The sequence below is a fragment of the Nocardia violaceofusca NBRC 14427 genome (assembly GCF_963869435.1).
Classification (GTDB): domain Bacteria; phylum Actinomycetota; class Actinomycetes; order Mycobacteriales; family Mycobacteriaceae; genus Nocardia; species Nocardia aobensis.
On sequence record NZ_CAWMPM010000027.1, the window covers coordinates 108,493 to 123,970 of the forward strand.

1 protein-coding gene (cut by a window edge) is annotated in these 15,478 nt (G+C 69.6%); it reads left to right on the plus strand.

Annotated elements, in window-relative coordinates:
• Window positions 1–15,478: the 5' end (the start) of a non-ribosomal peptide synthetase gene (locus AC5592_RS22755; protein ID WP_063065391.1), read on the plus strand. The gene runs 28,574 nt beyond the window's last position; only the first 15,478 of its 44,052 coding nucleotides appear in the window; its start codon is at window positions 1–3; its stop codon lies beyond the right edge, outside the window.

Sequence of the window (15,478 nt, forward strand, 5' to 3'; positions counted from 1 at the left end):
TTGGACCGGCTGGATTTCGGCGGAAACGGCGAAGCTGGCGGCGAGGTAACGCCCGCGGCAGTATCGGGGGATCAACTGTTCCCGCTGTCGCCGGCGCAGCTCGGAATCTGGTACGCCCAGCACCTGGATCCGCAGGTGCCGATCACCATCGCCCAGTACGTCGACCTGCGCGGCGACATCGACGTCGAGGTGCTCTCGCGCGCGAGTCTGGACGCCTCGCACGAGCTGGGTTCCGGCTTCGTGCGCATCGTCGAACGCGACGGTCAGCCACTGCAGTACGTCGACCACACCCTCGCCGACAGCGACGGCGTCGACCACGTCGATCTGCGTGACGCCGAGGATCCGGAGGCCGCCGCGCACGAGTGGATGCGCGCCGACATCGCCCACCCGTTGAATATGGTCACCGACCGCCTGGTGCGTTCGGTGGCATTGCAGCTCGCCGACGACCATTGGTTCTGGTACTCCCGCGCCCACCACATCGCACTCGACGGTTTCGGCGCGGTGAACCAGGTGAACCGGATCGCCGAGCGCTACACGGCCTACCGCAACGGGGTCGAACCGAAGCCGCTCAAGGCCTCCGACCTGCGCGATCTCGTCGAATCCGAGCTGGCCTACCGCGACAGCACCCGCTTTCAGACCGATAAGGAACACTGGGCGCAGCGGGTGGCCGGACTCGAGGAGGGCACCAGCCTCGCCGGCCGCAATGCCCCGCCCGCACCGCTGAACACCGTGGTCGGCGCGGCACTGTCGAACGAGCGCAACGATCTGCTCGCCGCGGCCGTGCGAGCTCACGACTCCACCCCGTCCGTCCTGCTGATCGCCGGTTTCGCCGCCTACCTGGCGCAGTGGACCGATGCCGAGGACGTGATCCTCAGCCTGCCGGTCACCGCGCGCACCACCGCGGTGATGCGGCGTTCGGGCGGCGCCACCTCGAATATCGTTCCGCTGCGCTTGCACGTCGGCCACGACACCACGGTCGCCGAACTGCTCAGGTCCGTGCAGACGGAGGTTTCCGGCGCGCTGCGGCACCAGCGGTACCGGCACGAGGACATCCGCCGCGACGCGGCCGCCGCGAGCCGCGAAGCGGGCGTCGGCGACGGTGTGGTGACGACGGAGTTCTTCGGCCCCTGGGTCAACATCATGTTGTTCCAGGACGAGCTGAAACTCGGCAACACGCCGGGCCGCTTGCATGTGCTCTCCACCGGTTCCATCGAGGATCTCGGCGTCAACTTCTATCAGACCGAGGGCGGTGCGCGGTCCCGGATCGACTTCGAGACCAACCCGAATCTCTACACCGAAGACGAAGCACGCCACCATCATTCGCGCTTCCTCGAGTTCTTCGACCGGTTCCTGCAGGCGGGTGAACAGGACCGGCTGTGGGGTCTGCCGATCACCACGGCCGTCGAGCGGGACGCCACCGTCACCGGCTGGAACCGCTCCGCTCACGACGTGCCGACCACCACGCTCTCGGCCCTGCTGGACGCCGCGATCGCGCGCACGCCCGACCGGACCGCGATCGACTTCCAGGGCAGCACGCTGACCTACGCCGAATTCGGCGCCCGGGTCAACCGCCTGGCGCGGATCCTCATCGCCGACGGTGTGGGCCCGGAATCGCTGGTGGCACTGGGGATGCGGCGGTCGCTGGATCTGGTCGTCGGCATGCACGCCGTGCTGAAGGCCGGTGGCGCCTATGTGCCGATCGACCCGGATCACCCGGCCGAACGCACCGCCTACATCCTCGACAGCGCCGGGCCCGTCTGTGTGCTCACCAGTTCCGCCGACGAGGTCGACCTGCCGGATTCGGTGCGGCAGACGCAGATCGACACGCTCGACACCACAGGTGTGTCCGATGCGCCGATCACCGATGCCGACCGGCTCGCCCCGCTGCGCCCGGACAACACCGCTTACGTCATCTACACCTCCGGTTCGACCGGACGGCCCAAGGGCGTCGCGGTCACCCATCACGCGATCGTCAACCAGCAGCTGTGGATGCTGCACGAATACGGCCTGACCGAGGCCGACGTCTATCTGCAGAAGACCGCCACCACCTTCGACGTCTCGCTGTGGGGCTACTTCCTGCCGCTGATGGTCGGCGCGAAACTGGTGGTCGCCGATCCGGACGGCCATCGTGACCCGGTCTACGTCGCGCAGATGATCGAGCGGCACGCGGTGACCGTCACCGACTTCGTGCCGTCGATGCTGACGGTTTTCGCCTCGCACGCCACCGCGGGCCAATGTGATTCGCTGCGCGCGGTTTTCGTCATCGGTGAGGCGCTGCCGCCGGAGACCGCCGCGATGTTCCGGGCGATCAACCCGGATGCCGGTCTGCACAACCTGTACGGCCCCACCGAGGCCGCGGTCTCGGTGACCTACTGGGAGGCCACCGCCGCCGACACCACGACGGTTCCGATCGGTATTCCGGAGTGGAATGTCGATGTCTACGTGCTGGACTCGCGGTTGCGTCCGGCCGCGATCGGCGCCCCGGGTGAGCTGTATCTGGGTGGGCGGCAGCTGGCGCGCGGTTACCGCGGCCGGCCCGATCTGACCTCGGACCGGTTCGTCGCCAACCCCTTCGGGACCACCGGCGAACGGATGTACCGCACCGGTGACCTGGTGCGCTGGGGCCGCCGCAGTGTTGAAGGCGACCTCCGCGGGCCCTCCGTGGTTACGCAGGCTGCCGCCTCCGGGCCTGACGCTGCGGTCGCGGACGGAACCGGCGTCCTGGAGTACATCGGCCGCACCGACTTCCAGGTCAAGTTCCGTGGCCAGCGCATCGAGCTCGGCGAGATCGAAACCGATCTGCTCGCCCATCCGGCGGTCAGCCAGGCCGTCGTGCTGGTGGTCGACACCGCGACCGGTCAGCAGCTGGTCGCGTATGTCGTTCCGGCGCCGGGATATTCGATCGACGGGTCGGATCTCACCCGGTTCGTGGCCGAGAAGCTGCCCAGCTACATGGTGCCCGCGGCGATCATGGTGCTGGACGCGTTCCCGCTCAACACCTCCGGCAAGCTGGATCGCAAAGCGCTGCCCGAACCGGTGTTCAGCGCCGACGCGACCGGATATCGCGCCCCGCGCACCCAGGCCGAGGAGATCGTCGCCGGCGTCTTCGCCGACGTGCTGAGCCAGCCCCGGGTCGGCGTGGACGACAACTTCTTCGACCTCGGCGGTAACTCGCTGGTCGCGACCCAGGTCGTCGCGCGCATCTCCGCCGCGTTCGGCGTGCAGCTGGGTGTGCGCGCGCTGTTCGAGACGCCCACCGTGGCCGGTATCGCGGCCCGGGCCGACGCCGCCGCCGAACACGGCGGCGACGGCGACTTCGCGGCGCGCCCGCCGCTGGTCGCGCAGCATCGCCCGGACCGGGTGCCGCTGTCGCTGGCGCAGCAGCGGATGTGGTTCATCAACCAGTTCGACCCCGCCGCGCCCACCTACAACCTGCCGTTCGTGGTGCGGCTGCGCGGCACCGTCGACATCGACGCGCTGCGCAAGGCGCTGCTGGACGTGATGCAGCGCCAGGAATCGCTGCACACCGTGTTCCCGGAGTCCGGTGACGGCGGCTACCAGCTGGTGGTGCCGATCGACGAGGTCGACTTCGTCATTCCGGTCGCGCCCATCGCCAGCGGCGAATTGCCCGGCGTGCTGGCCGAATTCGCCTCCACGGGTTTCGACGTCTCGCGCGAACTGCCGATCCGGGTGCGCATCTACCGCGTGACCGACAGCGACGGCGTGGACGACGACTACGCGGTGGCGTTCGTGGTGCACCACATCGCGGCGGACGGCTTCTCCTTCGGCCCGCTGGCCCGCGATGTCGCCGCCGCCTATCTGGCGCGCGCGCAGGGCGACGCTCCGCAGTGGGCGCCGCTGCCGGTGCAGTACATCGACTACACGCTGTGGCAGCGTCAGGTGCTCGGCGCCGAGGACGATCCGGAATCGGTCGCCGCTCGCGAAATCGCTTACTGGCGTGAGGCTTTGGCGGGACTGCCGGATCAGCTCGAGTTGCCGGCCGACCGGCCGCGTCCGCCCCTGCAGAGCTTCCACGGCAGCCGCGTCACCTTCGACATCGATCCCGACCTGCACGCCCGGCTGTCGGATCTGGCTCGGGCGCAGGGTGTTTCGCTGTTCATGGTGCTGCACGGCGCCCTGGCGACATTGCTCGCCCGGCTGTCCGGTACCAGGGACATCGCGATCGGCACACCGGTCGCCGGCCGCGGTGAACAGGCCCTCGATGATCTGATCGGCATGTTCGTCAACACCCTGGTGTTGCGGTCGGAGGTCGACGGCGCCGAGCGCTTCAGCGAATTCCTCACCCGCACGCGGGAATCCGACCTGTCGGCCTTCGCCCACGCCGACGTGCCGTTCGAGCGACTGGTCGAGGTGCTGAACCCGGCCCGTTCGCAGGCCCGGCATCCGCTGTTCCAGGTGATGCTGTCGTTCCAGGAGATGTCGCACGCCGCCCTGGAACTGCCCGGGCTCTCGGTCACCGCCGACGAACTCGATGTCGACATCGCGAAATTCGATCTGCTGTGGACGCTGACCGAACAGCGCGGCGGCCGCGGCGAACCCGCCGGAATCGCGGCGGCGCTGTCGTATGCCACCGACCTGTTCGACGCCGCGACCGTCGCCGAATTCAATCGGCGCTATCTGCGGGTACTGGAAGCCGTGGTGGCCCGGCCGGACACGCTGGTCCGCGATATCGAGGTCTTCGATCCGGCCGAGCGCGACCGCGTGCTGGTGGATTGGAACGACACCGCCCACGAGGTGCCCGCGCTCGCCACGGTGCTGGATCTGTTCTACGAACAAGTGCGCATCCGGCCGCACGCGACCGCGCTGCTGTTCGACCCGGGCGAGCGCTCGATCGGGGCGGTCGAACCGGCCGGGGAGATCACCTACGGTGAGTTCGCCGAGCGGGTGAACCGCTTGGCGCGCAAGCTGATCGAGTCCGGCGTCGGCCCGGACGAACTCGTCGCCGTCGGCATCCGCCGCTCGATCGACATGTTCGTGGCGATCTACGCCGTGCTCGCCGCCGGTGGCGGGTATGTGCCGATCGATCCCGACCACCCGGCCGAGCGCACCGAATACGTCCTCGCCAATTCGCGCCCGGTGGTGCTGCTGACCACCTCCCGCGACGAGGTGTCGACCACCGAATGCCCGGTGCTCGAGATCGACACCGTCGATCTCGCGGGCTTCGAGGCCGGCCCGGTCGCCGCCGCCGAGCGTCGTGCGGCGCTGCGGCCCGGCAACCTCGCGTACGTGCTGTACACCTCCGGCTCCACCGGCCGGCCCAAGGGTGTGGCGGTCGACCACGCCGCGATGGTCAACCAGATCTCCTGGAAGATCAGCGAGAGCGGCATCAGCGACGTCGACGTCGTGCTGCACAAGACGCCGTTCACCTTCGACGCCTCGCTGTGGGAACTGTTCGCGACGCTGGCCGTCGGCGCCAAGGTGATCGTCGCCGCGCCGGACGGGCATCGCGATCCGCTGTACCAGTCCGAGGTCATCTGGCGGCATCAGGTCACCATGACCTCGTTCGTGCCGTCGCTGCTGGCCGTGTTCGCGGCCACCGCGCCCGCATCCGAATGCACCTCGCTGCGAGCCATTTTCGTCGGTGGTGAGGCGCTGGCGCCGGCCACGGTGGCGCTGTTCCGGCGCTTCAGCGGCGCGGCGGTCTACAACCTGTACGGCCCCACCGAATTCACCGTCAACGCCACGGCCTGGCCGGTCGGCGCGGTGAACGGTGGTGCGGTGCCGATCGGCCGCCCGGTGTGGAACGCCCGGGCCTACGTGCTGGACGAGGGGCTGCAGCCGGTACCGGCCGGAGTGGCCGGTGAGCTGTATCTGGGTGGCGCGCAGATCGCGCGCGGCTACCGCCACCGTCCGGATCTGACCGCGGAGCGGTTCGTCGCCGATCCGTTCGGGGAGCCCGGAGCACGCCTGTACCGCACCGGTGACCTGGTGCGCTGGAAGGAACGTCCCGGCGGCGAGCCCGGCGTACTCGAATACATCGGCCGCACCGACTTCCAGGTCAAATTCCGCGGCCAGCGCATCGAACTCGGTGAGATCGAATCGGCGCTGACCGAACTGCCGGACGTGAACCAGGCCGCCGTGCTGGTGATCGACACCGTCACCGGTGACCAGCTGGTCGCCTATGTGGTGGCCGCCGACGAGTCGGTCGAGACCGCCGACATCCAGGCCGCACTGCGCGAGCGCCTGCCGAGCTACATGGTGCCCTCGGCGGTCGTGGTGCTGGACGAGTTCCCGCTCAACGCCTCCGGGAAGCTGGATCGCAAGGCGCTGCCCGCCCCGGTGTTCGAGGTGCGCGAATTCCGTACGCCCGCAACGCCGATCGAGGAGATCGTCGCCCAGATCTTCGGCGAGGTGCTGGGTCTGGCGCGCGTCGGCGCCGACGACGACTTCTTCGATCTGGGCGGCAACTCGCTGATCGCCACCCAGGTCGCCTCGCGGCTCGGCAGCGCACTCGACACCCGGGTGCCGGTGCGCATGCTGTTCGAGGCCAGTACCGTCACCGCGCTGGCCGCCCGGGTGGAATCGCATGCCGGTGACGGCGCGCGCAAATCCCTGGTCGCGCGCGAGCGGCCCGAGCAGGTGCCGCTCTCGCTCGCCCAGCAGCGGATGTGGTTCCTCAACCGCTACGACACCTCCTCGGCGGTCAACAACATCCCGGTCGCCATGCGGCTCTCGGGTGAATTGGACGTGGCCGCCCTGCAGGTCGCCGTCATCGACGTGATCGACCGCCACGAGTCGCTGCGCACGGTGTTCCCGGAGACCGGCAGTGCGCCGGTGCAGGTCGTGCTCGACGCCGCGCAGATCGTGCCGGACCTGACCCCGGTGCCGGTGACCGAGCACAATCTGATCGACCACCTCGTCGAACTGGCCTCCATGTCGTTCGACGTGACCAACGAAGTGCCGTTGCACGCCCGGCTTTTCGAGATCAGCGAAACCGAGTACGTGCTCGGCATGGTGGTGCACCACATCTCCGCCGACGGCTGGTCGATGCATCCGCTGGCCCGCGACGTGATGGTCGCCTACGCCGCGCGTACCAACTGGGAGCAGCCGGCCTGGACCGAACTGCCGGTGCAGTACGCCGACTACGCGCTGTGGCAGCGCGAGGTACTGGGTTCGGAGGACGATCCGAACTCGTTGATCTCCAACCAGATTCGGTACTGGACCCGCGAACTCGCCGACCTGCCCGACGAACTGGTGCTGCCGGCCGACCGGCCGCGCCCGGCGGTGGCGTCGTATCGCGGTGGCACCTATTCGTTCGTCATCTCGCCGGAAACCCAGCGGCGCCTGGCCGACCTCGGCCGCACCCACAACGCCTCGCCGTTCATGGTGGTGCACGGCGCGCTGGCGATCCTGCTGGCGCGGCTGTCGGGTACCTCCGATATCGCGATCGGCACGCCGGTCGCCGGTCGCGGTGAGGCCGCGCTCGACGATCTGATCGGCATGTTCGTCAACACGCTGGTGTTGCGCACGAACGTCGACGGCGGCATGACCTTCGCCGAACTGCTGGCCCAGGCCCGCAACACCGATCTGCAGGCCTTCGCACACGCCGACGTGCCGTTCGAGCGGCTGGTCGAGGTGCTCAACCCGGCCCGTTCGCAGGCGCGGCATCCGCTGTTCCAGGTGATGCTGGCCTTCCAGAACATCCGCCACGCCAGCCTGGAGCTGCCGGGCCTGTCGGTCAACGGAATCGACTACGACGCCCGGCTGGCGAAGTTCGATCTCCAGCTGACCCTGCAGGAGGCACCGGACGCCGAGGGTGTGGCGGCGGGTATGTCCGCCGAATTCTCCTATGCGCTCGACCTTTTCGACGAGCCGACGATCGCCGGATTCGCCAAGCGCCTGGACCGGGTGCTGGCCGCGGTGGTGGCCGATCCGGACCGCCCCATCGGCGACATCGCGCTGATCGATGCGCTCGAGGCCGATCGGGAACTGCGTGAGTGGAACTACACCTCTCGCGAGATCGGTTCCGCGACACTGCTTCCCGAGCTGTTCGCCGAGGTCGCCCGCACCCACGCGGAGGCGGTCGCGGTGGTGGATCGCGAGGCCGGCGAGAGCCTGACCTACGCCGAATTCGGCGCCCGCGTGCGCCGGTTGGCGCGGCGGCTGGTCGAGGCGGGCGTGGGTCCCGAGGCGCGGGTGGCGCTGGCACTGCGGCGCTCGACGGACCTGGTGGTCGCCATGTACGCGGTGCTCGAGGCCGGCGGCGGCTATGTGCCGCTGGACCTGGATCAGCCCGCCGACCGCATCGGCTACGTACTCGACACCGCCGAACCGGTCTGCGTGCTGACCACCGCGGCGAACGCGGGCGACCTGGAGGCCGGTGACCGCCCCGTTCTGCGCCTGGACGAGCTGGATCTCGCGGACTACTCCGACGAGCCGCTGACCGACGCGGATCGCCTCGCCCCGCTGCGCCCGTCGAATCCGGCGTACACGATCTTCACCTCCGGTTCGACCGGCCGCCCGAAGGGCGTGTCCGTCCCGCATTCCGCGGTGGTGAACCAGATTCGCTGGATCACCGGCGAATACGGCATCGGCGCCGACGATGTGGTGTTGTTCAAGACGCCCGCCACCTTCGACGTCTCGGTGTGGGAGTTGTTCGCGCCGCTGTCGGTCGGTGGCCGGATGGTCGTGGCCACCCCCGACGGGCACCGCGATCCGCGCTATCTCGCCGATGTGATCGCCGCCGAGCAGGTCACCATGACCTCGTTCGTGCCCTCGATGCTGACCGTCTTCTCCGGCGCCGTCGACAGTTCCGCGCTGGCCTCGCTGCGCGCGCTGTTCGTCGCCGGCGAGGCCTTCACCTCCGATGCGGTCGAGGCGTTCCGCCGGGTCGGCACGGCACGGCTGTACAACCTGTACGGTCCCACCGAATTCACCGTGCACGCCACCCATGCCGCGGTGGCCGACGATGTGCGCGGCGCGGTCCCGATCGGTCTGCCGGTGTGGAACGCGCAGGCCTATGTGCTGGACGCGCGGCTGCATCCGGTGCCGCCGGGTGTCGCGGGTGAGCTGTATCTCGCGGGCGATCAGCTGGCCCGCGGCTATCTGGGCCGGGCCGATCTGACCGCGGACCGCTTCGTCGCGAATCCGTTCGCCGACTACGGCTCCCGGATGTACCGCACCGGTGACCTGGTGCGCCGCGGCGCCGACGGTGCGATCGTGTACCTGGGCCGCACCGACTTCCAGGTGAAGGTGCGCGGTCTGCGCATCGAGCTCGGGGAGATCGAATCCGCCCTCACCGCACACGAATCCGTGGCCCAGGCGGTCGCGGTGGTGCGTTCGGACGTGCGTCTGGGCGATCAGCTCGTCGCCTATGTGGTGCCGGCCGGCGGCGTGGTGGACCTGGAGGTGCTGCGCGCACATCTGTCGCAGCTGCTGCCGTCGTACATGGTTCCGGCCGCGATCGTCACGCTGGACGCGATGCCGCTGAATCCCAACGGCAAACTGGACCGGCGCGCGCTGCCGGAGCCGGTGTTCGCGGCCCGCGAATTCCGGGCGCCGTCGACGCCGGTCGAGGAGATCGTCGCGGCGACCTTCGCCGACGTACTCGGCCTCGATACCGGCGAGCGGCCGGTCGGTGTGGACGACGACTTCTTCGATCTGGGCGGCAACTCGCTGATCGCCACCCAGGTGGTGGCGCGGCTGAGCGCGGCGCTGGACGCCGAGGTCGGCGTGCGCACCGTCTTCGAGGCGCCGACCGTGGCCGGTTTGGCCGCGCGCGTCGAATCCCAGGTGGGATCCGGTGTGCGCCAGGCCCTTACGCCGCGCACTCGCCCGGAATTCCCGCCGCTGTCGCTGGCGCAGCAGCGGATGTGGTTCCTCAACCGCTTCGACACCGATTCGGCGACCAACAACATTCCGGCCGCGGTGCGGCTGACCGGTGAACTCGATGTCGACGCGCTGCGTACCGCGATCGCGGACGTGGTGGCCCGGCACGAATCGCTGCGCACGATCTACCCCTCGCACGAGGGCCTGGCCTACCAGCAGATCCTGCCCGCGACCCGGGCCGTGCCCGAGCTGGACGTGGTCGATACCACCGAGGCGGACCTGCCGGCCGCGCTGACCGAATTCGTCGGCCGCGGTTTCGATGTCACCGCCGTGCCGCCGACCCGGTTGCGGCTGTACCGCCTCGGCGACGCCGACCATGTGCTGGTCGTGGTGGTCCACCACATCGCCACCGACGGTTTCTCGATGACCCCGCTGGTGCGCGATCTGATCACCGCCTACCTGGCCCGCACCGCGGGATCGGAGCCCGGCTGGGCGCCGCTGCCCGTGCAGTACGCGGATTACGCACTGTGGCAACGGGAATCGCTGGGTTCGGAGGACGATCCGCGGTCGGTCATCTCCGAACAACTCGGGTACTGGCACAACGCGCTCAACGGCCTGCCCGACGAACTGCGGCTGTCGACCCGTCCGCGGCCGGCCGTCGCCAGCTACGAGGCCGGGACCTACCGGTTCCGGGTGCCGGGTGAACTGGTCGACGGGCTGAACCGGGTCGCGCAGGGGCAGCAGAGCACGCTGTTCATGGTGGTGCACGGCGCCTTCGCCGCGCTGCTGGCGCGGTTGAGCGGCACCGACGACATCGCCGTGGGTATTCCGGTCGCCGGTCGCGGTGAGCGAGCCCTCGACGATCTGGTCGGCATGTTCGTCAACACCCTGGTGCTGCGCGCGCAGGTCGACCCGGGTGCGCGGTTCACCGAACTGCTGGCCCAGGTCCGCGAGCGCGACCTGTCGGCCTTCGCCCACGCCGACGTGCCGTTCGAGCGGCTGGTCGAGGTGCTCAACCCGGCGCGTTCGCAGGCGCGGCATCCGCTGTTCCAGGTGATGCTGTCCTTCCAGAACCTCGGCCGTACCGCCCTGGAGCTGCCCGGACTGACCGTCGCGGAACTCGGAATCGATTCGCAGACGGCGAAATTCGATCTGCAGCTGACGCTGAGCGAGGGTCCGGTCGGCACCGGCTCGGACGCCGCCGCCGGCGCGGAGATGGCCGCCGAACTGGTCTTCGCGACCGATCTGTTCGACCAGGTGTTCGCCGAATCGTTCGCCCGTCGCTTCCTGCGCGTGCTGCAGGCCGTGGCCGCGGATCCGTCGGTCGGCGTGGGCGCCCTGCCGGTCCTCGACGCCACCGAGAACGCTCTGGTGCTGCGGCATTGGAACGACACCGAATTCCCGATCGATGCCGCGCTGCCGACGGTGTCCGACGACGCCGCCGCGACGCTGGTCTCGCTGTTCGAGGCTCAGATCGCGCGCACGCCGGACGCGACCGCGGTGATCTTCGAGGGGACGAGTCTGTCCTACGCCGAGTTCGCCGCTCGCGTGCGCCGGCTCGCCCGCTGGCTCGTCGACCAGGGTGTCGGACCCGAGTCGCTGGTCGCTCTGGGGATGCGGCGGTCGATCGATCTGGTGGTCGGCATGTACGCCGTGGCCGCCGCCGGTGGCGCCTATGTGCCGCTGGATCCGGATCATCCGGCCGAGCGCACCGACTACATCCTCGACACCGCCCGTCCGGTCTGTGTGCTGACCTCGGGCGAGGCGCTGCGCGAAAATGCTTCCACCGCAAGCGATATCGCGCCCGAGGTGCGTATCGATCGGCTCGAGCTGTCCGGATATTCGGACGCGCCGCTGACCGACGCGGACCGGACCGCGCCGCTGCGACCGGGCAATACCGCCTACGTGATCTTCACCTCCGGCTCCACCGGCCGCCCGAAGGGCGTGGCCGTTCCGCACACCGCGATCGTGAACCGCCTGGTGTGGATGCATGCCCAGTACGGCCTGGCCGCCGACGATGTGGTGCTGCAGAAGACCCCGGCCACCTTCGACGTGTCGGTGTGGGAGTTCTTCTGGCCCTTGCAGGTCGGTGCGCGCCTGGTGGTGGCACGACCGGACGGACATCGCGACCCGGGCTATCTGGCCGAGGTCATCGTGCGCGAGGGCGTGACGGTCATTCACTTCGTGCCGTCCATGCTCGCGGTCTTCGTCGGCGAGCCGGCCGCGGCCGAATGCACCGGTCTGCGCAACGTCTTCGCCTCGGGTGAGGCGCTGCCCGGCACCACCGCACAGCAGTTGCGCCGCCTGACCGGCGCCCGCCTGCACAACCTCTACGGCCCGACCGAGGCCGCGGTCGACGTCACCTATCACGAGGTCGTCGACGCGGATCTGGCGTCGGTGCCGATCGGTGCGCCGGTGTTCAACACCCAGGTCTACGTGCTGGACGCGCGGCTGCAGCCGGTTCCGGTGGGTGTCGCGGGTGAGCTGTATCTGGCGGGCGCACAGCTGGCCCGCGGATATGTGGCGCGGCCGGATCTGTCCGCGGACCGCTTCGTGGCCAATCCGTTCGGGGCCGGTGAGCGGATGTACCGCACCGGTGACCTGGTGGTCTGGACCGAATCCGGTGAGCTCGAATACCTCGGCCGCACCGATTTCCAGGTGAAGGTGCGCGGCCTGCGCATCGAACTCGGGGAGATCGAATCCGCGCTGACCGCCGTCGCATCGGTGGGGCAGGCCGTGGTGGTGGTGCGCTCCGACGATCGCACCGGCGATCAGCTGGTCGCCTACGTGGTCGCCGCCCCGGGCGCCGAGATCGCGGTCGACGCGGTGAAATCCGCGCTGGCCGAACAACTTCCGGCGTACATGGTGCCGGCGGCCTTCGTAGTGCTCGACAGCTTCCCGCTCAACGCCTCCGGCAAATTGGACCGCAAGGCGCTACCGGCGCCGACCTTCGCGGCCAAGGTGTTCCGCGCGCCCAGCACCTCGGTGGAACAGTCCGTCGCCGACGTGATCGCCGAAATCCTCGGCGTGGACCGCGTGGGCCTGGACGACGACTTCTTCGAACTGGGCGGCAACTCGCTGCTCGCCACCCAGGTCGCGGCCCGGCTGGGCGCGGCGCTCGACACCGAGGTCGGGGTCCGCACCCTGTTCGAGGCCTCCACGGTCGCGGCGCTGGCCGCGCGACTGGAAACCCAAGCGGGACAGGGCGGCCGGCTCGCGCTGACCGCTCAGCCGCGGCCCGAGCCCGTCGCGCTCCCGACCGGTGAGACCGCGCAACTGGTCCCGCTCTCGCCCGCTCAGCAGCGGATGTGGTTCCTCAACCGGTTCGACAACCGCACCGCGGTCAACAACATCCCGGTCGCGATCCGGCTGACCGGCGCGCTGGACCGCGAGGCCTTCGCCGCGGCCGTGCGCGACGTGGTCGCGCGGCACGAATCGCTGCGCACCGTGTACCCGGAGATCGCCGGTGACGGCTACCAGCGGGTGCTGTCCGCGCAGGCCGCCGGTGTCGAACTCGCCACCGAGACGGTCGACGCCGCCGACGTGCCCGCGCGCGTGGCGGAATTGGTCAATGTCTTCTTCGACGTGACCGCCGAGGTCCCGTTCCGGGCCACCCTGCTCGAGGTCGGCCCGCACGAGCACGTGGTCGTGCTGGTCATGCACCACATCGCCGGGGACGGCTTCTCGCTGCGCCCGCTGCTGCGTGATGTGGTCGCCGCCTACTCCGAGCGCTCGCGCGGCGAGTCCCCGCAGTGGGCGCCGCTGCCGGTGCAGTACGCGGATTACGCGCTGTGGCAGCGCGAGGTGCTCGGCGCCGAGGGCGATCCGGAATCGGTCGCGGCTCGCCAGATCGCCTACTGGACCGAGCAATTGCGCGATCTGCCCGAGCAGATCGAGTTGCCGGCCGATCGCCCGCGCCCGGAGATCGCCACCAATGCCGGTGCGACACACGAGTTCTCGATCGACGCCGACCTGCACGCACGGCTCACCGAGTACGCGCGCGCCCACGGCGTGACGCTGTTCATGCTGATGCACGCGGCGCTGGCCACCTGGGCGGCGCGGCTGTCGGGCAGCACCGACGTCGCCATCGGCACGCCGATCGCGGGTCGCGGTGAACGCGCACTCGACGACCTCATCGGCATGTTCGTCAACACGCTCGTGCTGCGCACTCCGGTGCGCCCGGATGCCACGTTCGCGGAGTTGCTCGGCGACGTGCGCCGGACCGACCTGGCCGCCTTCGCCAACGCCGACGTGCCGTTCGAGCGGCTGGTGGACGTGCTCAGCCCGGTGCGTTCCCAGGCGCATCATCCGCTGTTCCAGGTCGCGTTGACCTTCGAGGCCACCGGACAGCGCGACGCCACCACGGCCGCCCTGCCCGGCCTGGATCTCGCGGTCGTCGACGCCGATCCGGGAATGGCGAAATTCGATATCCAGCTGACCGTCGGCGATGCCGCCGACGGCGCGGGGCTGGCCCTGTCGTGGACCTACGCCACCGATCTGTTCGATCCGGAGACCGTCGCCGCCTTCTCCGACCGCCTGCTGCGGATCCTGCGCAGTGTCACCGAGGGCAGTGTCGCCGAAGACGCCACCACGGTGGTGGGCGATATCGATCTGCTCGGCGAGGGCGAACGCCTGGACGTCTCGCAGCGCTGGGTCTCGGCCGGCGAGGACGGCGGCGCCGGGCGGTTCGCCGACCGGGCCGTGACGCTGTCGGATCTGTTCGACGCCGCGGTCGCCGAGCACGGCGACCGGGTGGCGGCGAAGTTCGGCGCCGATCAGCTCACCTACGCGGAACTGGATCGGCGCGCGAACCAGTTGGCGCGCAGGCTGATCGCCGACGGCGCCGGACCCGAGACGCTGGTCGCGGTGGTGCTGCCGCGCTCGCTGGATCTGGTCGTCGCCCTGCTGGCGGTCGTCAAGTCCGGCGCGGGATACGTGCCGATCGATCCGAGCTATCCGGCCGAACGCATCGCCTACGTGCTCGCGGATTCGCGTCCGGCCGGGGTGATCGTGGACGGCGGCACCGAGGTGGAGCTGCCGACCGGCCTGCCGACCGTGCTGATGGACGGATTCGGCGCGGAGACACCGGAATTGGTGGACGCGGGTGAGGGCCCGATCACCGATGCCGATCGCAACGCGCCGCTGTCGGCGAGCAATATCGCCTACGTCATCTACACCTCCGGCTCGACCGGCCGCCCCAAGGGTGTGGCGGTCGCGCACCGGAACGTGGTGCGGCTGTTCGGCAACACCGATCGCGAGTTCGGTTTCGGCGCCGACGACGTGTGGACGATGTTCCACTCCTTCGCCTTCGACTTCTCGGTGTGGGAGATCTGGGGTCCGCTGCTGTTCGGCGGCACGCTGGTCGTGGTCGACTACTACACCTCGCGCTCGCCCGAGCAGTTCCTGGAACTGCTGCGCCGCGAACGGGTGACGGTGCTCAACCAGACCCCCTCGGCGTTCTATCAGCTGGCCGAGGCCGATCGCCTGGCCGGTGGCCGGCCGCTGGCCCTGCGCTATGTGGTCTTCGGCGGTGAGGCGCTCGAGCTGCGCCGGCTCGCGGACTGGGTGGCCCGCCACGGCGACACGGCGCCGCGACTGGTCAACATGTACGGCATCACCGAGACCACGGTGCACGTCTCGCATCGGGTGCTCGATGCCGAAACCATCGCCGCGGCAACGGGTTCGGTGG